The 23,100-nt window shown below is 66.7% G+C and carries 17 protein-coding genes and 1 pseudogene; 4 read left to right on the top strand and 14 right to left on the bottom strand.

The annotated features are described in order from the left end of the window. Positions 1–9: 9 nt before the first annotated feature. Positions 10–1,341: a type VI secretion system baseplate subunit TssK gene (gene tssK, locus ACSQ9I_RS03710; RefSeq protein WP_436312316.1), complete on the bottom strand. Its 1,332-nt coding sequence runs from the start codon at positions 1,339–1,341 to the stop codon at positions 10–12. 195 nt (positions 1,342–1,536) lie between these two features. On the opposite strand from tssK, the gene ACSQ9I_RS03705 reads away from it, so the two are divergent. Then, complete coding sequence (locus tag ACSQ9I_RS03705) at positions 1,537–2,988, top strand: caspase family protein (RefSeq protein ID WP_436312315.1); 1,452 nt, start codon at positions 1,537–1,539, stop codon at positions 2,986–2,988. A gap of 10 nt (positions 2,989–2,998) precedes the next feature. Here ACSQ9I_RS03705 and ACSQ9I_RS03700 read toward each other — a convergent pair whose 3' ends face one another. After that, a complete protein-coding gene (locus ACSQ9I_RS03700; protein WP_436295301.1) occupies positions 2,999–4,018 on the bottom strand; it encodes a Bug family tripartite tricarboxylate transporter substrate binding protein in 1,020 nt (339 codons plus the stop codon). Between the two features lie 68 nt (positions 4,019–4,086). Next, positions 4,087–5,172, bottom strand: coding sequence for a CAP domain-containing protein (locus tag ACSQ9I_RS03695; protein WP_436312314.1), 1,086 nt, complete (start codon positions 5,170–5,172; stop codon positions 4,087–4,089). Between the two features lie 182 nt (positions 5,173–5,354). Between ACSQ9I_RS03695 and ACSQ9I_RS03690 the strand changes: the two genes are divergently transcribed. Beyond that, entirely contained in the window at positions 5,355–5,630 is a 276-nt protein-coding gene (locus ACSQ9I_RS03690) for a DUF4242 domain-containing protein (RefSeq protein WP_093110740.1), read from the top strand. 17 nt (positions 5,631–5,647) lie between these two features. Here the strand turns inward: ACSQ9I_RS03690 and ACSQ9I_RS03685 are convergent, their stop codons facing one another. Then, positions 5,648–6,283: a LysE family translocator gene (locus ACSQ9I_RS03685; RefSeq protein ID WP_436312313.1), complete on the bottom strand. Its 636-nt coding sequence runs from the start codon at positions 6,281–6,283 to the stop codon at positions 5,648–5,650. A gap of 71 nt (positions 6,284–6,354) precedes the next feature. On the opposite strand from ACSQ9I_RS03685, the gene ACSQ9I_RS03680 reads away from it, so the two are divergent. Next, entirely contained in the window at positions 6,355–6,729 is a 375-nt protein-coding gene (locus ACSQ9I_RS03680) for a VOC family protein (protein ID WP_436312312.1), read from the top strand. 22 nt (positions 6,730–6,751) lie between these two features. Here the strand turns inward: ACSQ9I_RS03680 and ACSQ9I_RS03675 are convergent, their stop codons facing one another. The 10 genes and pseudogenes from ACSQ9I_RS03675 to phnD all read right to left on the bottom strand — a co-directional run bounded on the left by ACSQ9I_RS03675 (position 6,752) and on the right by phnD (position 20,885). Beyond that, positions 6,752–7,483: a hypothetical protein gene (locus tag ACSQ9I_RS03675; protein ID WP_436312311.1), complete on the bottom strand. Its 732-nt coding sequence runs from the start codon at positions 7,481–7,483 to the stop codon at positions 6,752–6,754. A 31-nt stretch (positions 7,484–7,514) separates the two neighbouring features. Beyond that, positions 7,515–8,915: a hypothetical protein gene (locus ACSQ9I_RS03670; protein WP_436312310.1), complete on the bottom strand. Its 1,401-nt coding sequence runs from the start codon at positions 8,913–8,915 to the stop codon at positions 7,515–7,517. Between the two features lie 64 nt (positions 8,916–8,979). Continuing rightward, the gene (locus ACSQ9I_RS03665) at positions 8,980–9,336 is read right to left on the bottom strand and encodes a hypothetical protein (RefSeq protein ID WP_436312309.1); all 357 of its coding nucleotides are present in this window, start codon (positions 9,334–9,336) and stop codon (positions 8,980–8,982) included. A 376-nt stretch (positions 9,337–9,712) separates the two neighbouring features. Further along, positions 9,713–10,327 (bottom strand): CC0125/CC1285 family lipoprotein, encoded by a 615-nt coding sequence (locus ACSQ9I_RS03660; protein WP_436312308.1) that lies wholly within the window; start codon positions 10,325–10,327, stop codon positions 9,713–9,715. Between the two features lie 205 nt (positions 10,328–10,532). After that, the gene (locus ACSQ9I_RS03655) at positions 10,533–11,525 is read right to left on the bottom strand and encodes a hypothetical protein (protein ID WP_436312307.1); all 993 of its coding nucleotides are present in this window, start codon (positions 11,523–11,525) and stop codon (positions 10,533–10,535) included. Positions 11,526–11,846: 321 nt separating this feature from the next. Then, positions 11,847–12,179 carry a hypothetical protein gene (locus ACSQ9I_RS03650; RefSeq protein ID WP_436312306.1) on the bottom strand — a complete coding sequence of 111 codons (333 nt, stop codon included), beginning with the start codon at positions 12,177–12,179 and terminating at the stop codon, positions 11,847–11,849. 950 nt (positions 12,180–13,129) lie between these two features. Continuing rightward, positions 13,130–16,855, bottom strand: a pseudogene (locus ACSQ9I_RS03645) (two-partner secretion domain-containing protein); the annotation flags it as partial. Between the two features lie 18 nt (positions 16,856–16,873). Continuing rightward, entirely contained in the window at positions 16,874–18,574 is a 1,701-nt protein-coding gene (locus ACSQ9I_RS03640) for a ShlB/FhaC/HecB family hemolysin secretion/activation protein (RefSeq protein ID WP_436312305.1), read from the bottom strand. A 246-nt stretch (positions 18,575–18,820) separates the two neighbouring features. After that, positions 18,821–19,846: a phosphate/phosphite/phosphonate ABC transporter substrate-binding protein gene (locus ACSQ9I_RS03635; protein ID WP_436312304.1), complete on the bottom strand. Its 1,026-nt coding sequence runs from the start codon at positions 19,844–19,846 to the stop codon at positions 18,821–18,823. A 7-nt stretch (positions 19,847–19,853) separates the two neighbouring features. Continuing rightward, entirely contained in the window at positions 19,854–20,885 is a 1,032-nt protein-coding gene (gene phnD / locus ACSQ9I_RS03630; protein ID WP_436315707.1) for a phosphate/phosphite/phosphonate ABC transporter substrate-binding protein, read from the bottom strand. 236 nt (positions 20,886–21,121) lie between these two features. On the opposite strand from phnD, the gene ACSQ9I_RS03625 reads away from it, so the two are divergent. Further along, positions 21,122–23,014, top strand: coding sequence for an ATP-binding protein (locus ACSQ9I_RS03625; RefSeq protein ID WP_436312303.1), 1,893 nt, complete (start codon positions 21,122–21,124; stop codon positions 23,012–23,014). Positions 23,015–23,100 lie beyond the last annotated feature (86 nt).

Below are 23,100 nucleotides of genomic sequence, written 5' to 3'. Positions count from 1 at the left end.
GCGAGACGATTACGAGCGAATGGCCCAGAACGCGAGGTCGAGGCCGGGGAAGTCGCCTGCGATATGCATCGCGACGCCGCCCGACTGTTCGAGCTGGCGCCAGAGGTCGCTGTTGCGCGTGTCGAGTTCGAAGTAGTTGGCGCCCGAATGAAAGGGGATCTGCCGCGGCGCCACCGGCAGCGGCATCAGCGTGACGCCCGGCAGCGCGAGGTTGACCAGGTCGCGGATGCGCTCCACCGGCGCGATCTTCACCTGCGTGGGGAAGCGCGCGCGCAGAGCCTCGCTCGGCATCTGCGCGTTGACCGCGAGCACGAATGTGGCGTTGCGCTGCAGCTCGACATCGGGAATCACGGCCACGCGCACGCCGTGCTTGCGGTCGTGCAGCTCGATGCGGATGGCCGATTGCTCCAGCACCATCGACAGGCTGCGCCGCAGGTCGTCCATCACCGGCTTGAAGCTCATCGCCAGGTCGTCATGCACGTAAGGCCCGAAGCGCGCGACGCGGCGCGAATCGCGAAAGCTCGCCAGGTCGCCGGCCAGCGCCAGCGCGTGTTCGTAGAAACGCTGCGGGTGCAGCATGGCGCTCTTGGCCAGGTGCGCGAACACGGCCTCGTTGCGATTGACCGTCTGCAGCAACATGAAGTCCGCGATCTCGGCCACGCCGCCGGTGCCGCCCTGGCTCATGCGCCCGGCCAGCGCCTCGCCGCGCTGGCGCAACAGGCCCAGGAGCTCGTCGAGCCACGCGCGGATGACGGCATGGCCCGCCACGTCGAGCAGCGGCGGCAGCAGCACGCGATCGAGCTGCACCTGGTTGTCGACGCGCCGCTCGACCACACGCGAGACATTGAGCGTGGTCCAGGCATCGGTCGCGTCGCCGGCGCGCATCAGGCGGGTGTGCAGCTGGCCCAGTTGCAACATCGCGGTGCGTTCGCCGGCGGTGTTGGAATCGGGCACGTCGGACTCCAGCACGCGATGGCGCACCAGGTCGTCGTACGCCTCGGCATCGGCCTCGCGCGCGCCCGCGCGGCGCAGCGGCAGGGCCAGCACGACGGCCTCGTCGCGCATCGTGCTCGAGATGTCGATGGGTTCGGGCAGCGGATCGACCGCCGGCATGTCGAACACGGTGCCGTCGCCGAACACGCCTACTGCGCGCACCAGCGCCAGCTTGCCCAGCGAGAGCGCGGCCTGGTCGATCTCGAGCTCGGCAAAACCCCAGGCATATGGCGTGGTGCTTCGCAACAGAAGATGCCGCGCATGATCGGCATGGCGCTCGCTTTGCTGCAGGTGCTGAGGCTGCAGCAGCATCCCCTCGCTCCAAACCACTTTAGTTCGCCAACTCATCCGCGCTCCGTCGACGGCGGGGGCTCCCGCCTGGGTGGAAACATCTAGTTTCCGGCGCACCGGAGGCCAGGCAAATCTGGCTAATGGCCTAGGCGCAGCGACCGGGATAGTGCTAAGGGGCTAGGCGCAATGAAGCACGAGCCCCTGCAGAAATACGAATTGCCATGGCGATGGCGCGGGCGGATATTCGTTGGCATGTCCGCCCCACGTGCCGCCGACGATCCAGCCGACATGGGCGCGGTCGTGTGCCGGCTGCTCGGGATGCTGGTGCTGGTGCTGGGGTTTGTCCTATTTGCACTGATGGCGGCCGCCCCTGCGCAGGCTCAGCCGGCCGACAAGCGCATCGCGCTGGTGATCGGCAATGCGCGCTATCCGAAGGTGCCGCTGGACAACCCGGAGAACGACGCGCGGCTGATCGCGAACAACCTGCGCAAGCTGGGCTTCGATGTCAACGAGCAGCTCAATGTCAACGTGCTGCAGTTCAGGCGCGCGCTGCGCGAGTTCGCGCGCCGGGTGCAGGAGGACGATGCCATCGCGGTGCTGTACTACGCCGGCCACGGGGTGCAGATCGACGGCCGCAACTACCTGCTGCCGGTCGACATCAACCTGCGCGACCAGGAGGAGGTCAAGGACGAGTCGGTCGACATCGAGGAGCTGTTCCTGAGTCGCATCGAGAAGGCACGCTCGCACCCGCGCATCGTGATCCTCGATGCTTGCCGGGACAATCCTTTCGCCGGCAAGACGCGCAACATCCGCTCCGCCGGCGGGCTGGCGGAGATGGGTGCGCGCGGCACCTTGATCGCATTCGCCTCGGCGCCCGGGGCGCCGGCCGAAGACGGCCCGAGCGGCCGCAACAGCGTCTACACCAAGCACCTGGCCGTGGAGATGATGGTCCCCGGCCTCGAGGTCGAGCAGATGTTCAAGAACGTGCGCGTCAAGGTGCTGCGCGACACCCGCGAACGCCAGCTGCCCTGGGTCAACACCTCGCTGACCTCGAACTTCAGCTTCAACCCGCAACGCAACCCGCCGCCGGCCCAAGAGCAGCCGGGCCGCGAGGCGGCGCGGCAGCCTCAGGTTCGCGAGCCCGCGGGTCGGCGCTTCGAGCCGAACGAACTCGAGAAGCAGCTCGAGCGCGCGCAACGCGAACTCGACGCCGGGCGCGCAACGGCGCCGCCATCCATCCCGCCACCGGCGCCGCCGCCACAGCCGGCCGCACAGCCGCCAGCACTTCCGGCCCCACAGGTGGCCGCGCTATCGCCCCCCGCGAGCAGCACCACGCCCGCCTCGGCAGCGCGCAAGTTCCTGGACCGCGCCGAGGTGGAGCAGCTCCTCGTCGGCAAGACGCACACCCTCAAGGACAGCACAGCGGGCTACCTGATGCGCTGGGACATGCGAAGCGGCGGCCTTATCTATTACAACAGCCAGAGCATCGGCAACGCGAGCAGCAACGGCTCGGGCCGCTGGGAGCTGAAGAACGACGGGAGCCTCTGCGCCAGGTTCAACCCCGTGCCGCCGAGCCGGCTGACCGACGCGCGCAGGCCCGACGACGGCTGCTGGTATTTCTTCCGCGAAGGCGAGAAGCTCATGCGCGCCGGCGCGGCGGCGCCCGAGGCGCAGCCGCAGGCGGAGATCGTGAAGATCCAGTAAGCCCGGCGCCTCACTCGGCGCGAATGTCGTTGGCCTTGACCACCTCGCCCAGCAGCTTGTAGTAGTCGCGCGTCAGCGCCCCCAGCTGCTCGGGCGTGCCGCCGCCGGCTTCGTCGCCGCGGTCGGCAACGGTCTTCTGCACGCCCGGGTCCTTGAGGGCGCTGTTCATCGCCGTGTTGACCTTCTTTACGATGTCGGCATTCAGGCCGGCCGGGCCGTACAGGCCGATGAAGGAGATGACCTGGAAGTCCTTGATGCCTCGCTCCGCGGCCGTGGGCACGTCCGGGAAGGCCGGCACGCGCTTGGGGCCGGTCGCCATCAGTGCCTTGAGCTGGCCGGACTTGAGGAAGGGCGCGACCACGGACGAGGCATCGAACATGCAGGGGACGCGCCCCGCGATCAGGTCGGTCATTGCCGGGCTGCTGCCCTTGTACGGCACATGGCTCATCTTTGGCTTGCCGATGCGCTCGCGGAACAGCTCCATCGCCGTCTGCACCAGGCTGCCGGGCCCGCCGGACGCGTAATCGACGGTCTTGCCCTCCTTGTCCTGCGCCTTGACCCAGGCGATGAATTCCTCGAGGTTCTTGACCGGCAGGCTGGCCGGCACCACCAGCATCAGCGACGAGGTCAGCGTGAGGCCGATGGGCGTGAGCTTGAGCGGATCCGCCACCGGCGTGTTGCGGTAGGTGTGCGGGTTGAGCACCATGTTGCTGCCGTTGCCCACCAGCAGCCTGTAGCCGTCGGGCGCTGCCTTCGAGATGAAGTCGGTGGCAATGTTGCCGTTGACGCCGGGCTTGTTGTCGATCACCACGCTCTGGCCCAGGCTGCTCTGCATGCCGGCGATGAGGATGCGCCCCGCGAAATCCGTCTGCCCACCGGGCGGATAACCCACCACCAGCGTGACCGGCTTGGCGGGCCAGGCGCCCTGGGCGGCGGCGAATCCGGGCAGCATGCTCGCGCCGAGGCCACCCAGCCCGAGCTGCAACGCGGTGCGCCGCGAAAGAGAGACGTTCGACTCGATCGGCATCATGGTCTTCTCCAGACGTTGGCAAATTCGACCCGGCCCATCTTAGGAGCGTGCCGGGTACCTCACAAGCCTCACCGGGCCGCGCCGGCGCCGGTCGAAAAGTTGAAGCTCCTGGCGAAGGACACGCCGTCGTTGGTGCCGGCGATCCTCACCGCGTAGGCCGTGTTCGGCATCAAGGAGGCGTCGGGAATGATCAGCGCCTTGTTGGCAGCCAGCACGCCGTTCGGATCGTTGTCACTGGTCATGGCCGGCCGGAGCACCACGGGAACGTTCCCCGACAGCGTCTGCATCGATGCCGAGGAGATCGCGAGCGTCTGTCCGGTTCGCACGGCCACCAGCAGGCCGTGGCCAAGCGGGCTGGCCCGCAGGTCGCGGCCCGGCACAGGATTGGGGGTCTCGTTGGTGATCTCGAAAAAGACGCCGCTGGTCCCTTCGCAGGGATAGGTGAGCACCTGGTCGCTGGCAGGCTCCTGGCGGCCGGCGGCCGGCGTGAAGCCCAGGTTGAACTGCTGCACGGTGCGCGGGCCGAAGATGGCAGTGGTGCCGAGTTCATCGCTGCCGCGCAGCGCGATCCCGATGTCGCGAAAGCCGCCCAGCATGCCGACCTGGTGGTACGGCAGCGCGAGCAGCGCCCGCACGCCGAAGACGCCCGTGCCCGCGATCGAGCCGGAGTAGTACAGGCTGGAGATTTCGTCGCCCACGCCGCCGGCCGAATAGCCCGCGGCCGAGACCCTGTCCACCGGATTCACGCCCGTGAAGCCGGACGTGCCCGGCGTCTCCTGGTGGGTCAACTGGTTGTTCACGATTTGCCAGTCCGCGTGCGCTTTGGCAGCGGCATCGAGCTGGGCGTTCTGCGCGAGAAGGCCGAATCCGCAGCGCTCGCGCTCCGCGTTCAGCAGTGCAAAGGCCTGGTGGCCCTCCGAAGAAGCGCCGTAGGTGTCGGGGGGGACGGAAGTCACCAGCGTCGAGGGCAGCGCTCCGTCGGCCGGCGCGCTCGGCGGGGTCTGGGTCGACGCTGTAGAGCCCGGCGGCAGCACCGCCACGCCCCCGCCCCCGCCGCCTCCCCCGCCGCAGGCTGCGATCAACGCACAGAAGATGGCTGCGAGCGCACGGCGCCAGCCGTAAGCGGATATGGAAAAGGAAAGCGAATGCGTCATGGCGCCATGACGTCACGAAATCGCGAACCTTCCTGTCAGAGCGCGGCCATCGTTGACGTAGGTAGGCGGAACTCGGAGCGATGCCGACGCTAGGCAAGTCCCGGGCAGACGCGAAAGGCATGGCCGACTAAGCTGAGACCGACGGCGCATTCCTGCCGTAGCCACTCAACCAAGGAGCAGACATGCCTCGCTATCTGGTCGAACGCACCTTTCCCGAAGGCCTGGAGATTCCGGTGACCGATGTCGGCGCGCGAGCCTGCGGCATGGTGATCGCCAACAACGCCAAGAGAGGCGTGACCTGGGTCCACTCCTATGTGAGCAAGGACCATCGCAAGTCATTCTGCGTCTACGACAGCCCGAACCCGGAGGCGATCCGCGAGACGGCGGGCGACAACAGCCTGCCGGTGGACACCATCACGGAAGTCACCGTGCTCGACCCCTACTTCTATCGGGCCTAGGCGCGCACTCTCTTGATTCAAACCTCCCGCGCGGCAGAGAGGAGCTTGGCGCCGAGCAGCGCCATGATGCCGCCGGCCGCGCGGTCGATCCAGGTCTTGCAGCGCAGGTAGGCCGAGCGCGGCGCGGCCGATGACAGCGCCAAGGCCACGATGGCATACCAGCCGGTCTCGATGCAGAAGATGACGACGGGCAAGGCCAGCGCCCGCGACAGGGGCACGTCGCGCGGCAGGAAGGCCGCGAAGATGCTGGCGTAGACCACGGCCGTCTTCGGGTTGCTGATCTGCGTGGCCAGGCCCAGCAGCAGCGCACGCCGGCCGGGCTGCCGGTTGCCGCCCGGCGCCTGCGCCTCGGCGACGTCCAAAGGTTGCTTCGCGCCGCGCCAGATGCGGATGCCGAGATACACCAGGTAGAGCCCGCCGAGCAGCTTGATCGCGAGGTAGAGCGCCGGCACCGCGAGAAAGGCCGCCGGCAATCCGACCAGCGCGGCCACCGCGAAGGCGATGTCGCCGAGCCCCATGCCGAGCGCCGCGGCCAGTGCGTCGCTGCGCGAGGCGACCGCCGTGCGCGCGACCATGACGAAGCTGGGGCCGGGGCTCATGGCGCCGACGATCATGGCGCCGGCGATGCCGAGCAGCGGGAGGGTGATGTCCATGGTTGTGCTTTCGCTCCAAAAGCGCGATGGTAGGTGCTTGTCTTCAGGCCCGCGGATCACAGGAGAAAACCATGCTTCAGAAGTCACCGATCTACGCGTACATCCCGGCGCAAGACGTCGCCCGTGCGAGGCAGTTCTACGAGCAGAAGCTCGGCTTCAAGCCCACGGCGGAAGTGGACGGCGGTGTCGTCTACGAGTGCGCAGGTGGCACCAGCTGCTTCCTGTACCCGACGCCCAACGCCGGCACCTCCAAGGCCAGCCAGGCTTTCTGGCAGGTCGAGGACATCGAGAGCGAAGTGGCCGAACTGAAGACGCGCGGCGTCGTGTTCGAGGACTACGACATGCCGGGGAAAGACGAGAACGGCATCGTAAACGAGGGCGGGGCGAAGGCTGCGTGGTTCACGGATACGGAGGGGAACATCATGGCGGTGATACAGGGCGTTTGAGGGTCGCCGATCACCTCGCCGTTCATGGCGCGGAAGACACCCGCGCAGGCGCCGGCTCGAACTGCTCGCGAATGTTCTGCGCGATCCTCGATGCCAGCGCATCAAGCGCATCGTCATAGCTCCCCGCCACTTCCTGCGGCTTGCCGACCATCTCGTCGAAACTCGCCCAGCGATGACGGGCGTCTGCTGGAACGCTCCAGGAAGCGGTGCCTCTCGAATCGGCGCCGTAGTAGATGGTCTCCCCATAGAGCGTGTCTGCATCCTGCGGACGAATCAGATAGGCACTCAAATTGACGCGCGGCACGTAGTCCATCGAAAACCGAGACGAATACATGCCGACTTCGTTGAAGTAGATGTGCAGCACCGGGTCGGTGACCGCCAGGCGCGTGTAGTCGATGCTGTCAGGTGAGGATACCGGCCGGCGGATACCCTCGATCACTTCTGCTTCGTAGCCCTGCGTGCGCAGTTGCCTGACCAGCGCAGCCGTCATCCTCGGCCCCATGTCCTTGCGCATGGTCTCCATGCGGTCGTTGAAGTCCAAGCTCTTGATGCGATCGGCGATCGACTGCCACAACACGCCGAGCGGGATGCCCTTGTTCTCGGTGTGCAACTTGGCGATGGGCGTCACGGGGATCACCAGGATGCGCGTGAGGCGTGGCGGCTGGACGGGTTCGTCAGGCGTGACGGGGGATCGGGCGCAGCCTGCAAGCAGGCAGAGCGCGAGGACGGGTGTGAAGAAAGAGAAAGATCGCATGATGGCTTTGGTCAAGAACAGAGGGCAGCAACTACTGCTCGACCTCTGTGATTCTTCGCGAGTAGTAGGAAAACGCGGTCTTGCTGGATTCCGTCCGCACTACATGGCCGTAGTCCTGCAGGTAGTACGCCGTTTGAACCTGCCTGTACTTGTCGTTGACGACACGGCATTCGAGTTGCTTCGCCTTGCCGGCGAGCGCCGGATGCAGCGTTGTCGCAGCCATCTCGGCGATGACCTGGCATTGGGTGGTGTACTTGCTTTCTGAAACGCCAAGGCTCGCGACAGCGGAGGCGTACTGGGTCGCCACGCTGAAGGCGATCTGCGAGCCGACGGGCATCCGGCTCCAATCGCCGCTGAACGAGGCTTCCGTCGTCAAGAAGCGGCTCTTGCGCTCATGCAGGGCAAACGCGGCGGTTTCTGCGCTCAGCCCGAACAAGCCGAGGAATGTGATTCCGGTGCGTGTGTAGTCAGTGAGCTTGACCGTTTCGGACATGAGACCCGGTGAAGGCAACGCGGAGAGCAGATGCTCTTCGCGACTCGGTTTCGTGCGGCCCTTGAAGGTGTGCGTCCCTGCCAGCACGAGACGCTTCAAGGTTCTCGGCGCCCGTTGGATTTCGAGTTGCGCAATCGCTTGCAGCACCGCAGCCGCGGGAGCTTGCTGCACCGTCGCAGGGTCATCCGTTGCCTCTTTCTTGCGCGCAGCGAAGGCCGGCAACTTGACCCAGTTCGCCGCATCACCGCAGACCGCCGCGAAGAGCGCCTTGTAGTCTTCGTTGATGTCGCTGCCGATGGCTGCGCGCGGGGCCCTAGTATTGAACAGAAGGCCGTCCGTGACCCGATTCCGATTGTCGACGTCGTAGCCGCTGAGTTGCAGATAAGACCTCGCCGCACAAGAGAGGCTGAAGCGCTCGAACTTCTGACCGAAGGGTGCCCCGTATGGCGGATCGAATCCGATCTTGGGGTAGTCGAACGCGCCCCAGAAGATGAAATCGTCTTCCGCCCTCTCGATGCTCTTGACATCGATCAACGTGACGATGCCATCGCTGCTTCGGCGCACCTCGCGCCAGTCGGGCGCCGTCTGGCACGCGCCTTGAACCGCAGGGATGGCCTTGAGCTGACGCGCAGTCTCTTCCTTCAACTCGCGGCGCTCGCCGTAGCGCTTGCCGCCACCGGGATAGCGTCGCTCACCCGAGGACGTGAATAGCAGCCATGCCTGGACCGAGTCGCAAGATACCGCGAAGTTGCTGGAGAGCCTTCCTTGCTGTGTCGAGAAGGCGGCTTCGTTGCCTGCACGCAGAAGACTGTGGCGTTCCAGCCTGTTGCCGTCGATCAAAGGCTCGCTCGTGAAGCCGGCTGACTCTTGGCTCCCGGATGCGCAGCCCGCAAGGACGAGCACGGCTGCAGCGCAGAAGATGGTATGGATGACCTTCATGTACTTGCGCCGTGCAACGGCGCCTCTTTGTGTTTGTACGTATCGCAGGCACTCGCCGCGCCAATCAATCGAACTCGAAGCGCTGGTCTCTCACCACGTGATGTCTGCCCCAGTGAAAGTTGCAGAGCCGAGCGACCTCCGCACCGTCCTTGCTCTCAGGGATGCAGCCTCCGGTGATCTTGACGGTCTTGGTGCCTTGCTTGGACAGCGGGTATTCGATGCCCGGGCCTTCGGGAATCGTGTGCTGGAGCTCCACCTGCTCCACATAGTCGTCGGTCAGCGCGAAGATCAAGGCGCCATCCAGCCGAAGCATGTAGGTGTCGTGCTGAAAGGCGGCGCCTCGAACCAGACAGAAGTCGACGCGCGACGCTTCTATCTGCTGGCCTCGGCACTCCGGTGCTTGGGGCTTGGGCTGCGCCATGGCGCAGAAGGCTGTGCCCGCAAGGACACAACCGAGGATGGCTCGAACAAGGTTCATGGAATTGACCATGGGTTGACTCATGGAGAGGCGTGTGACTGAGGTGGGAGTACCGACGCGTCAGGTATTGGCGCGGCAATTTCTGCTGCAGGATCTGCTTCAGCTCCCTCTTCTTTTCAAGCGGCGAATTCTGGTGCGCGCGCCCGCTGTTTTGGGCTGCGTCCGAAGAATCTTCACGCATTCGTGACTGAATGCGCAGCCATGCGACGAGTCGCGGTAGCTGTCTTAAGTCGTTCGTGCTAACGCACTGATTTGCCCGGCGCGGCTCTCGGTGTGGAAGAACATCTGCATGAAAGTTCATGGCCAAGCCCCACGGTGATCACTTCTTGCCGGGCCGGATGATGCGCGGCCCCAGCTGATCGAGCACCTTCTGCGTCACGAACACGCGGTCCTCCGCTCCGGCGGGAACCGCCGGCAAGAGGCGAATGAGCAATGAGCGCTGAGGCAGCACGATCGGCGTGGCAGGCATGTAGATGTAGGTCGGCACATAGACCGGCCTCGGCGGCGGCGACGGCATGCCGTAGCTGCGGGTGCGCACGATCGGCGCCGATTCCAAATTCACCACGCTGTCCGCGGGACCATCGCCGCGCCCGGGGTGGCTGACCGCCACGTCCTCGGCTTCGAAGCCAGCGCCATCCGCGCGAGAGAGGGTATCCGTGCCCTCGAGAATCTGTCGATCGAACGAGCCCTCGAGGATCGAGAACGCCGGCGCGTGTTCTTCCTTGGCGATTTCCGCGGCCCGGTAGAGCGTGTAGGCCTGAACGACCCTGAGCGCCGTTCGTGCATTGCCTTGAAACTCGACGCGGACCAGCGCGTCTTCCACCTTGACGCTTCGATAGCCAAGGGAGCCGCGCGGCGCTTCGCTCGCTGCTTGGTAGGGTGTTGGCGGCACAACGCAGCCTGACAGCGCGGCCGCCGCGGCCGCCGCGGCCATGGTGAGTGCAGTCCAATGCTTCCTCATGGAAGTTCCTCCTTGATGGTTTTTTGATGCGCGACAAGCAGGGCCAGCGCCCGGCTGATTCATCTGCGGGATTGGCAAGACTGCTCCGGCGCCGTCTTGCCGCATGAATCGTCTTCGGAACCCGACTGCTGCTCGTGGGTGGCCGTTGCTTTGCAGCCAGACCTGGGTTGGTGACGTCTCAGTTCCTGAGGATGCGCTGGAGCTGAAGAGATTCCTTCGTCATCCCAGCGATTGCCTTGGTTTCGGCGTCGAACCGGACAACACGTTTGAGGTCCGGCGCATAGAGCACGGTAACTTCCATCTGTGAAGATCGCGGTGCTGCGCCGTTGGACATAACCGTGTTGTTCTGCCAGCCGGCGTATCGAATCTTGACCACGCGCACGTCCTCATCGCCGATCTTGTAGGAGCTTTCACCGGTCACGGTCGCGCGAAGGCTGTGCCTGGGGTATTCCTCGCTCCATGCCATGCCCGGCCGGACGTTTACGCGTGCCCAGCCGCCGGGAGGGGACGACGTATCAAAAATGCCCCCTGCAGGCGAACGGATCAACACAACCTGCCCATCGATTCTTTCGACACGAGCGCCTTGGTTAAAGGACATCTCGTTCGCGGTGACCTGATCCAGACGATAGATGACCGGCGACTTGTTCCCCGTCATCTGATCGATCAACACATACTCCAGCGCATCGCCTCGACGCAAGGGCGCCCTGATGCCGCTCGCTGCAACACTGGGCGCTGCCGCGACCGGTGGCACTGATGGATCGCTCGGCCTTGCAAGTTCCGCCGTCGTCGCGGGCCCCGTCGCCCGCACAAAGGTTCCAGAGACCGGCCCCTCATCCCGATGGCCGCTGCGGTCGAACAATCGCTCTTCCCCGAAGACCAGTTGCATCCAAGTCGGATAGGTGTATGCCGCACCGGAGGTGGCGTCGATCACAGCGCCGATCCCGCCTCCGATCAGGATGTTGCCCGCCAAGCCGGCATTGGCGCGCGAGACTGCTTGGCCGACGGCAGAAGGTTGGCCGGCCAATTCGCAAAGCACTGAGAGGTCGCCGCCGGAACGCCGGACCAAAGCACTCTGCCCCGAAACTGCCATGGCCGTTCCCTTGTCGTTGGAAAGCTGGCATTGCGCGCCCTCGACGGCTTTTCCAGTACTGGTGAGCGTCTCGATCTTCACGGACTGCTCGAGCCCCTGGGTGACGGAAGCGCAGCCCGTCAAGAGGGAGAGCGCGCCTGCGAGTACGGACATACCCGCAGATCGCCAATTTGACCAGTTCATCTCGGTTTCCTTTTTGGTTCAATGGATAGCTTCAAACCCCCAGGTACACACTTGGGGTTCAATGGTTTGAGGGCTTGGGTTGATCGAGTCGCGCGAGCATGGCCGGATATGCGCCGCCTTGGCAGCGCAGGCATCGAGCATCCGCCTGCTGCTGTCCAGCCTCACGACGGCGAACGCAACTGTGCTTAGCAAAGCGCCGATTCCACAGCACGCGACTTCTTACTCTCTCTCGCGCTCTCGCTGCTCTGGCTCTGGCTTGTCGCTTGAATGGTCTTCTGAAATCGGCTGGTCCTTGTGTGTGGCTTTTGCTTTGCGCCAACCCAGCGGATCGTTGGTGAAAGGAGGGGGCAGCCCGAGCGCATACGCCTGGCCACTGTATCCAGCTACGGCCATACAACCAAGGCCCATTGACGCGCCCACCCATCTCATCCAGACCATGGGTAGAAACGCCACCGAGCCGAACAAGATCAGCACTCCCATCAAGAACAGAAGCGCAACCCCGAACCCTGTTAGTTTTCCCTCAGTTAAGAGTAGTCGCGATATGCGTTTCATCTCGAGTTTGCTTCTGGACGGCGGAATTGCTGGTTCCACCCGGCCGTGAGACTCACCCGCCGCGGCTGGTGACGGCGCCTGTTGCTTTGTCTGACTGCTCGGCTGAGGCGCTTCTCGATATAGCGTCTCGGTCGACTCGAACGAATTCACGCCGATTCATCCCGATGCGGAGGAAGCAAGTGATCAAACTTCCCTTTGACGTACTGTTGCCACGAGTAAAACACGACTTGGCAGGAGAGAATGAAAAGTCCGAAGCACACTAACAAATAGAAGCTCAACGGAACGCTCGTCATTACAGCTGGCAACCAAAGACAAAGATTTTTTTTACCGCTCAAGCATGAAATTCCAAGCGCAAGCTGTGTACCAACAATTAGCGCAAGCGGAAAGAAAATGATCAATTTTACGATTGCATTGAGTATTGCCGATCGCCTCAAGGACCAGCATTCCGCCCAGGTTCTTACCCGCTCATTTTTCATCGATTACCTTCGCTTTGCGTGTTTGACGATCCATCGCCAAGAAGATCAACTAGTCTCCCGGTCGTTTCCTGAACGGCGGCACCGAGCCACGCCCCTGCTATAGGAAACGCCCTCAACGTCCATCCCGCCCCATAACCAGTAACAGTCCCTGCCGACATCGAAGGCCAACTCGGAGAGCTTCCAACCAACGGCTTGATCCCTTCACCGGCTGCATTGATTGCACTCACAAGTCCTAGACCACTCAAGCCCCCGGTCCCGGTGCCACCGATGCCGTATCCGAACCCCGTACCGTATCGAGCAATGGTGAGAGCTTGCGCTGCACCCCCCGCGCTGCCGGTGAGCGTTGCGATACCCACCTCACCGAAATTGAGTTGACTCACATCTCCGCCGTTGGCAAACAATTGCCCCGCCGTGTTGAAGGCTCCGCCCGCGACGCCCGCCGCACCGTTGCCCAGTAGGACGGCTTGCCCAGGCCCAGAGAGCGCCGCGCGTGTTGATGGCTACCGTCGATTGGCCCAGCACGATGCCGCCTGCAGCGTTGGTCACCGCCTGGGTGCTGGCGACCAGCGCATCCTTGGCGCCGATGAAGCCGGCGTTGTTGTTCAGGGCCCCGCTGTCCAGCGTCAGCGTGCCGGCGCTGGTGATGCCGCCCTGCCCCGTCGCGTAGCCCGCCGCGTTGGTGTTCGCGAGCGCCTGCCCGTGGGTGTCGACCGTCATCGCGCCGCCCGACTGGATCAGGCCGGCGTTGTTGTTGAGCGCGCCCGACTGGACATCGACTGTGGTCGTGGCTGCGATCGTGCCCTGGGCATTGGTCAGGGCCTGGCCATGCGTATCGACGCTCAGGCTGTTGCCGAACACCTTGCCGGCGCTGTTGTCCAGACCGGCATTGCTCAGCACGGTGGCGCCGCCGGCTTGGAGGCTGCCACCCGCATTTGTGGTGGCACCAGTGGTCGTGACCTGGAGCTTGCCGGTCACGGCTGCCATGGTGCCGCGCGTGTTGTCGAGGCTGGCGGATTCGACGGTGGTGTTGCCGTTGGCAGCCAGGGTGCCGTCGACGTTGGTCAGGGTACCGGCGACGGTCGCGCTGAGATCGCCGACTGCCGTGATGCGCCCTTCGGCGTTGTTGTTCAGGCTGCCGGCTTGGATGGTCGTGCTGCCGCCGGCGCCGATCTCGCCCTTGTTGCTGTTGTCCAGCATGGCGCCGACGGTGAGGCCCAGGTTCGAGGTCTCGGCCGCGCGGATGGTTCCGGCCTGGTTGCTCAGACTGCCCGCGGCGACGGTGGTGTTGCCGTTGCTGGCGATGGTGCCGGCGTTGTTGTTCAAGGCACCCACCACCGTGATGCGTGTGGCGCCCGCTTCGCCCTGGACGATCTTGCCGCCCTGGTTGCTCAAGGCGCCGGCATCGATGGTGATCTGCCTGGCGTAGGTGCTGCCGCCGTCCTGGTTGAAGGCGCCAGCAACGTTGACGACCAGCGCCCCGTTGCCGGTGATCTGGCCCCCGGCGCCGCTGTAGCTGCCGCCGGCAATGCTCAGGCTGCCGCTGCCCGCGTGCTCGATCTTGCCGCCGGTGTTGGCGAAGCTCGCGGCCGAGAGGCTCAGGTCCTGGCCGTTGGTGGCAATGCGGCCTTGGGTGTTGTCGATCGCGCCCGAGGTGGCGATGGTCGTCGCGCTGGTGCCGGTCTGCACGATCTCGCCGCCGTGAGTGTTGGCGATGTTCGAGGCGTTCAGGTCGAGCTGGCCCGCATTGAGGATGCCTGCGTCGTTGACCAGCGTCTGGCCAGGTTGTGCATTCACCGCCACGCTCAGCGTGCCCGGCGTGACGACCGTCGCACCGCTCGTCGTGACATTGCCCTGGGTGGCGGTCAGCGCAACGTTGGCGGCACTGGTGGTGCTGGAGGACAGGTCCATGCTCGCGCCCTGCAGCACGGCATCGCCCGCCGCAAGCTGGGTGCCTGTGGCCACCAGCGCGCCGGTGGTCGCCACGCGCAGATCGCCGGTGCTGCCGAGCTTGCCATCGGCCTGGATGCCGGCGCCCAATACCGCCTGTCCTGAGCTTGGCCTGTCCTGAGCTTGTCGAAGGGTCGAAGGGCTTTGCAGGCTGCCGGCGGTGACGGTCGTGTGGCGCCCGGCCGTGATGCTGCCGTCGTTGACGAGCGCGCCGGTGACCTCGAGCGAGGTGTCGTTACTGCCGCGCAGACTGCCGCTGTTGCTCAGGCTCCCCGCCTGGACCGAGAGGTCCGTGGCCGCGCCGATCGTGCCCTCGGCATTGAGCAGTTGATTCGCCACCGTGAGCCGGGTGCCGGCGGTGGCCGACTGGATGCTGCCCTTGCTGTTGTTGAGCGACTGCGCGCCGAGGGCGACGCCCTGGTTGGCCAGCAAGGTGCCGGCGCTGTTGTCGAGGGCGCCGCTGGCGTGGGCCGTCAGGCTGCCTGCGGCGGAGACAGTGCCGCGCGTGTTGTCGAGCGAGCCGCCGGCGCTCAAGCTCGCATCGCCATTGCTCTCGAGCTTGCCGTCCTGGTTGACCAGGTCGCCGGTGGCGACGATGTTCAGGCTTCCGGCGCGCAAGCTCCCGCCGGTGTTGTCGAAGTGGTCGACGTGGGCGCTGAAGTTGTTCGCAACGTTGACCGTGCCGCCCACGTTGCTGAAGCTCGGGCCGCTGGCTGCCAGGCTCGTCGTAGTGAGCGAGCCGCCGTTGTTGTTGACCTGCGGCGTCTGCAGCGCGATCGGGCCGCCCGCGTAGATGCGCCCGCCGTCGTTGAGGATGGAACCCGCGGCGGTCATGCTGCCGGGTGCGGGAGGGACATAGGGTTGCGAAGGGGCTGTGCCGCCGCCGCTACCGGTGTCTGTGCCGCCACCGCCGCCCGTGCTCGGTGTGCCGGGGTCGGTGGTGCCGCCGGTGCCAGTTCCACCGGTGCCTGTGCCGGGGCTGGGTTGCGAAGGCGTTTCAGAAACCGGCTCCGCACCGATCACACCGCCCGCGGTGTTGCTCAGGCTCGGCCCCGCCACCGTCAGGCCGACGCTGCTGGTCTGGCGGATGGTGCCGCCGCGGTTGTCGATGTCGCCGCCTGCGCTGGCGAGTTCGACTCTCGGGCCTTCGAGGGTGCCGCCTGCATTGCCGAGCGTGCCCTGCGTGGCGATCTTGAGTTCGCCGCCGCTGGCGATGCGGCCGCTGTTGGCCAGGCTGTCGGCGTACAGGTTGGCACCGGCGCTGGCCTGCAGGGTGCCGATGTTCTCCAGCCGCCCGGCCGCGGTGACGATGAGCTGACCGGCACCCGCCAGGGTGCCCGCACCGTCCGCGGCCTGGATGGTGCCGGCATTGCGCGCGCCCAGCCCGGCCTCGGTGCCGACAAGCGTGATCTTGCCGGCGTACATGCCGCCGAGCTGGGCGACGTCGAGCGCGAAGGTGGGTGTGGGGCCGGTGCCTGTGGTCGGGCTGATCTGGCTCTGATCGGCAGAGACCTGGTTGGCCCCGGTCACCACCTTGAGCTCGTTGGCCCAGATCCCGGCATTGACCTGCACGGCGCGCGCGAGGATGGCCGCGTAGTCGGTGCGGCTCAGGTCGAGCCCTGCACCGTCGATGCTGATGGTGCCGCCGCGCACCACGAAGCTGTCGAGCCCGCCCTGCGCATTGAACTGCGGCGTGCCCGTGGTCAGCGTGGCTCTCGAAGCATTGATGAAGCCACCACCATCGACCGCGATGCCCGCCGGGTTGGCGATGATCACCTCGGCCCGCTGGCCGCCGACCTCCACGTAGCCGCGCAGCTGCGTCGGGTTGCCGCTCGTGATCTCGTTGAGGATGATGCGCGCCGGGCCTGTCGCCAGGTAGGGATTGCCTTGAACGAAGCCGCCCAACTGCGTCTGCACATCGGTGCGGCTGTTGTTGAGGATGGCGCCGTTGCGCTGAACGTCGAACTGGTTGAAGAGGTTGCGCGAGACGCCCGCTGCGCTGGGCGTCTGGATGTTGACCAGGGGCACGCCGTTGGGTGCCAGCAGCACCGTGGGCCGCAGGTTGGGCGCCACGCCCGGCGCGCCGACGATCTGCGCCGGCGCCGGTGAAACGGCGAGCAAGCCAGCGAGCGCTGTCGCCACCACACCCGAGGTCGCCCCCGTTGCCTTGCCCGCGCTCATGGCCGTTTCTTGCACGACCATGCGCATGCCACGCGCTGCGTTGAAGACGATGCGGTGAAGGTGCTTGTTCATTCTTCTTTCCTTGCCAGCTCAGAAACTGAAGTTCAGGTTGAATCCCGCGGTCGTCCTGGCGGTGCGGTAGCCCTCGGGCTTGCTGATCGGCGCGCCGACGAAGAGGTCGTAGTTCAGGCCCTTCCACGCGCCGCGCAGCCCGATCACGCCGCCGCTCAGGTGCCGCCCGGCCAACTGCTCGGTGGACAGGCCGCCCACGCGCCCGTAGTCGATGCCCAGGTAGAGCTCGGCGCCGCTCGCGCCCAGCGCCCAGCCGATGTCGTTGCGCAGCAGCCAGCCGCGCTCGCCCATCAGGCTCGATTCGCCGTCGAAGCCGCGCACGGTGTAGCGCCCGCCGATCGAGAAGCGGTCCTGCGGCGTCAGCGGCGTGCGGTTCCACTGGCCGCGCCACAGGCCCGCGTAGCGCAGCTTCTGCGCGCCGAGCTCGAAGGGCGCGTTGAGGCCCAGCTCGGCGCTGAGGAGCCTGAAGCGCGAGGTGCCTTCGCCGAACTGCTCTTCGGGCGCGCGCAGCGCGCCGAAGGCACCGGTGCCGCGCCGGTATGCGAGATTGGCGTCGAGCGTGGCCGGGCCGATGAACTCGCGGTGTGCGAGGCCCAGCTCCCAGCCTGCGGTCACGCGCCGCTGCACCTCGATCTCGGTGTCGTTGATGAAGTTGCGCGCGTTGCGCCTGAAGCCGCGCAGGCCGAGCGTGGTCTTGCGGCGCTGGTCGCGATAGACCAGGCGCGAAAGCTTGAGCTCTGCATTGCCCGACTCGCCGGCATAGACGTAGTCCTGGTCGGCACCCTGCACGGTCTGGTGGTAGCGGTTCTGCGAAGCGGTGGCGCCGAAGAGCCAGTAGCCATAGGGCACCGAGTAGTGCACGGTCTGCCCGCTGGTGCCCTGGCCGCTGTGGTTGAAGGCGTCGTGGTTCGCGCTGACGTAGAAGAGGTCGTTGAGTCCGAGCGGGTTGTCCCAGGCGACGGTGGCGCCCGCCTGCGTTTTGCCGGTGGCCTTGGTGCCGCCGTCGTCCAGGCTCAAGGTGGTGCGCAGCGGGAAGCGCTGGCTGTACTTCACGACCAGGTCGCTGTCGCCGGGGCGGGCACCGGCGGCCTTGGAGGGCTCGATCTGGATGTCGGCTTCGGCGGTGGGTGCGCGCTTGAGGTTCTCCAGGCCCTGCTCGATGTCGCGCAGGTTGAGCAGTTCGCCGGCTGCACCTGCTTGGGCCGGGATGGCGCTCGCGAGGCTGGTGCGCGCATCGCTGCCTTCAGCAAAGCGGATGGCGGCGATGCGCCCGGGGATCAGCGTGAGCGTCAGCGTGCCCTGGCTCAGGTCCTGCGGCGCCGCGAGCACGCGGGTGGTGACGTAACCGCGCGCGACGGCGGCCTGCTGCAGCCGGGTCAGGACGATGTTGACGCCCTCGGTGCCGAGGCAGCGGCCCAGCGGGTCGTCGCTGCCGTCTTCACCGGCAGCGACGGCGAGGAGGCCCTGGAAGTCTTCGGCGAGCTCGCCGTCGAGCACGATGCGCTCGATGCGAAAGCACGGGCTTTCGTCCTTGGCCAGGCGCCGGGTTTCGGGCTGCGCTGCGGGCTGCAGGCGGCTGTCGACCGCGCGTTCCTGCTGCTGGCGCAGCGCGCGTTCGCGTTCCTGCTGGCGCTGTTCCTCGACGAAGGGATTGGGCGCCGAAGGCAGCGGCGCCGTCTGCGCCTGGGCCACTGCCGCCGCGGCGCCCAGCACGGTCATCGTCCAAGCATTGCGCCGCAAAAAAACGGCGCGCGTTTTCTCATGGGCCTGTGGCCCTCGACCTCCCCTGAATACCATCGCTGACCCCGGCACCTTCTTCTTGTTGAGGCGCGCATTCTGGCGGCCATGCTCGAGGCTTCAAGCTGCGCGGCAAGAATCTCCGCGCTTTCGTGACCGAATGCGCAGCGATGCGATCCCGCGTGGAAACTCGCTTAAGTCGTTCGTGTTATGAGGCCGAGCCCGCGCTCAGGGCCTGCCGTCGCGCAACACCGCCACCTGCTCCGCATGGCTGCGCTCGATGCGTTCCAGCCGGGCCGCGCGCGCTTCTGCATTGACCCACTTCGCGGCGAGCGCGCGCCGCTTCGCGAGCTGGTAGTCCAGCTCGGCCGCAGCCAGCAGCGCGGTGTTGTCCGCCGCAACGTAGCCGAAGGGCGCATGCAGCGACTTCAGCACCTCGCGCTCGCCGTCGCCGCGCGGCCCCTTGGTGCGGCCGTAGTCGACCAGAAAGTCCTGCAGCTTCTTCTGCAACGCGAGGGGATGGGCGCGCCGCATCACGACCACGGCCGGAGGAATGGGCTCGGACTGCCAGATCACCTGCAGCCGATCGGCCTCGGCCGGAAACTGCTGCCTGAAGCGCTCGAAGTCGATCGTGTTGTTGGTGGCCACGTCGGCATCGCCGTTCGCCACCGCGAGCGCGGTGGCCTGGTGCGTGTCGACGATCTCGCTCTGGAAGCGCGTCTCCATCGCGATGCCGTTCGGCAGGAAGAGCTGGAGCTGCGGCACGATGAAGCCCGACACCGAGCGGCTGTCGCCGCGCGCCAGGCGCCAGCGTTCGGGGCGGGCCAGCAGCTCCTTCAGCGAATTGTGGGCGCCTGTCTTGCGCGCGAGCAGCACGGCGCGACTGTCGGGCAGGCCGTCGACCCGCGCCACCTGGGCCACCACGTTCATGCGCCGTTCTGCGACGGCATCGAGCGCCAGTTTGGCCGACAGCAGCGCGAAATCGACGTCGTCGCGCCGGAGGGCCTGGGCCAGCGATTCGTAGGAGGTCACGGAGAGCACACTCACCGGCCGGCCGAGCGCGCGGCTCAGGTCGTTGAGCAGCGGCGTCCAGTTGCCGCGCGACTCGACCGCACCGCCGACCGGCAGCACGCCAAAGCGGATGGCCGGCGGCGGCTCGGCGCGAAGGCTCTGTGCGAGCGCGGCAGCGGCTTGCCAGCCCAGCGTGGCAGCCAGGGTGCACTGCCACGCCGCGCGCAGCACACACCGCCTCATGCGAGGCTCAGGGTGCGCCGTTGCGCAAGGCCGCCACCTGCTCGGCATACCCGCTCTCGATGCGCTGCAGCCGGGCCTGGCGCGCCGCCTCGTTGACCCACTGCGAGGTCATGGCGCTCTGCCTGGCGAGCTGGTAGGCCAGCTTGGCAGCCGGCAACAGCGAACTGTTGTCGGCCGCGACGAAACCGGCGAGGTCGTGCAGCGACTTCAGCACGGCGCGCTCGGCGTCGCCGCGCGGCCCCTTGGCGCGCGCGTAGTCGACCAGGAAGGCCTGCACCTTCTTCTGGAACTCGGGGCTGTACTCGCGCCGCACCACCAGTTGCGCATGCGGGATCAGTTCCGACTCCCAGATCACCTGCAACCGATCGGCCTCGGCCGGGAACTGGAGCTTGAAGCGCTCGAAATCGGCCGTGTTGTTGGTGGCCACGTCGGCCTCGCCGTTGGCCACCGCCAGCGCCGTCGCCTGGTGCGTGCCCACCACTTCGCTGGCGAAGCGCGTCTCCATCGCGATGTGGTTCGGCAGGAAGAGCTGGAGCTGCGGCACGATGAAGCCCGACACCGAGCGGCTCTCGCCGCGCGCCAGGCGCCAGCCCTCGGGCTGGGCCAGCAGGTCTTTCAGCGTGGTGAACTTCCCGGTCTTGCGCGTGAGCAGCAGCGCGCGGTAGCCGGGCAGGCCGTCGTGGCGCGTGACCTGCGCCACGACGTTCATGCGGCGCTGCGTGACGGCATCGAGCGCCATCTTGCCGGACAGGAAGGCCATGTCGACCTGGTCGCGCTGGATCGCCTGTTCGAGCGCTTCGTAGGAAGTGACCGAGAGCACGCTGACCGGCCGGCCGATGGCGCGGCTCAGGTCTGCGAGGAGCGGCTCCCAGTCGTTGCGCGATTCGAAGGCGCCGCCCAGCGGCAGGATGCCGAAGCGCAGCGGCGCCGTCTTGGCGGCGGCAGCCGTGCCCGCGGTTTGCGCCGCGGCCGCGAGCGTCGCGCCCAGCAGCAACGCCAGCGCGCCGCGCCCCAGCAGGGCGGCGGCGCGCCGTGCCATCATCCGCAAACGCCCGGAATGCGGGGCGGGAGAAGCAAGGGGAGCACCGGCGGCGCAATGGACAGGAAATTGCATCTTCTTCTGGAACGCGTCGGCTGGGGGCCTTGGGGCTGGTCAAAGCGGTTCTGTCGAGAACACAATTAGAAACCAACTTCGATCAGATTCGTGACGTTTTTCTCTAGACATGTACTTAAGTCGGTGGTTGACACACAAGTCGCCAGGCGTCTGATGCGCCCATGAACTGGCCCTTTCGCGCCCTCCGCCTGCTGATGCGCCTGACGCTGGCGCAGCAGCTCGTGCTGCTGGCGCTCTTGCCCGCCATGGTGGCGACGCTGGGTGCGATCGCGGTGCTGACGCGCCAGCACCTCGCGAGCGTGACCGAGCTGATGCGCGCCAATGCGCAGACCGTGGCGCTGCAGGTGGCGACGGTGGCCCAGATCCAGCTCCACAGCATGGACCGCCGCGCGCTGCAGCGCACCGCGCAGTCCGGCAGCTACCAGCCACACGTGCAGCAGGTGCAGATCTGGTCCGAAGACGGCGAGATCCTCGCCAATTCGGAAACCACCGACCGCGAGCGCAGCGAGGGCCTGCAGGTGGTGGCGCCGATCATCGGCGACGACGGCAAGCACACCGGCAAGGTGATGGTGGAGATCAGCCTCGACGCGGTGCAGCGCGCCAAGCGCTCGGTGTGGATCAACGTGGTGCTGGTGCTGGCGGCCAGCCTGGTGGGCGTGGGGCTGGCCGGCTGGTGGGCGGCACGCCGCATCAGCGCGCCGATCCGCGCCCTCGGCGAGGCGGTCGACCGGCTGGGCGCCGGCGAGGACGCGCAGGTGGCGGTCCAAGGCACGGCCGAGGTGCGGCACCTGCAACACGGCTTCAACGAGGCGGCGCGCGCGCTGTCGGAAAGCCGCGGCGAGCTGGAAAGCCGCATCGCCAACGCCACGGCCGAACTGGCCAGCAAGAACCAGCAGCTCGAGGTGGCGAGCCAGGCCAAGACGCGCTTGCTGGCCGCCGCCAGCCACGACCTGCGCCAGCCGCTGCACGCGCTGACGCTGTTCTCCGACGGCCTGGCCAACGGCGAGACCGACCCGGTGCGCCTGCAGCGCATCGGCCATATCCGCGAATGCGTCGAATCGCTGGACCGGCTGTTCTCGGAGCTTCTCAACCTCTCGCAGCTCGATGCCGGCGTGCTGCAGCCGCAGTGGGCGGACTTTGCGCTCGATCATCTGTTCGACGAGATCAGCCGCAACTTCCGGCCGGTGGCCGAGCAGCAGAACCTGCGGCTGGTGGTGCGCAAGACCGAGCTCTGGGTGCGCAGCGACTACGTGATGCTCTCGCGCATCCTGAACAACCTGGTGTCGAACTCGCTGCGCCACACCACCGAGGGCGGCGTGCTGATCGGCGCGCGCCGGCGCGGCCGCGGCATCCGCATCGACGTGGTGGACACCGGCGTCGGCATCGCGGCGCATCACCAGTCGCGGGTCTTCGAGGAGTTCTACCAGGTCGAGCCGCACGGCCGGCAGGGCCGCGACGCGCGCGGCATGGGCCTGGGCCTCGCCACCGTGCAGCGGCTGGCGGCGCTGCTCAACGCGCGCGTCGAGCTGAGCTCGCAGCCGCACAAGGGCACTTGCGTGCGCGTGATGGTGCGTGGCGCCGAGCCCGCGGCAGCGGCGCCGGTGGGCCCGGCAGCCCTGCCCCATGGCGCCGGCGGCGAGGACGAAGCGAGCCTGCGCGGCGTGCGGGTGCTGGTGATCGACGACGAGCGCACCATCCTCGAGGGCCTGCAGGTGGTGCTCTCGAACTGGGGTGCCGAGGTGATGGCCGCGCAGACCCGCAACGAGGCCCTGGCGCTGGCCGACGAGTGGGACCGGCCGCCCGACCTGGTGGTGAGCGACCTGCTGCTGCAAGGCGGCGACAACGGCCTCGATGTGCTGGCCGCGCTGGAGCGCCATCCGCGCGGCATCGGCGAGGCGACGGCACGCCTGCTGGTGACCGGCGAGACCAAGCCCGACCGGCTGCGCGAAGTGGCGAACTCGGGCGTCGCCGTGCTCTACAAGCCGGTGTCGCCGAAGCTGCTGCGGCAGGCGATCAATGCCCAGTTGGCGGCGGTGCGTCAGGCGGTGTTGTAGGAAGGTCCCGCCAGGGATACGACGTCGGAGATAGGCCGACAGGCCGCGAAGCCGTGCAGTCTTCCACGGCAATCCGGTGCCGTGCA

The organism is Variovorax sp. LjRoot84, assembly GCF_964254305.1.
GTDB lineage: Bacteria > Pseudomonadota > Gammaproteobacteria > Burkholderiales > Burkholderiaceae_C > Variovorax.
The sequence above is the reverse complement of the archived record's forward strand: the minus strand, read 5'-3'. Positions and strand labels throughout refer to the sequence as shown.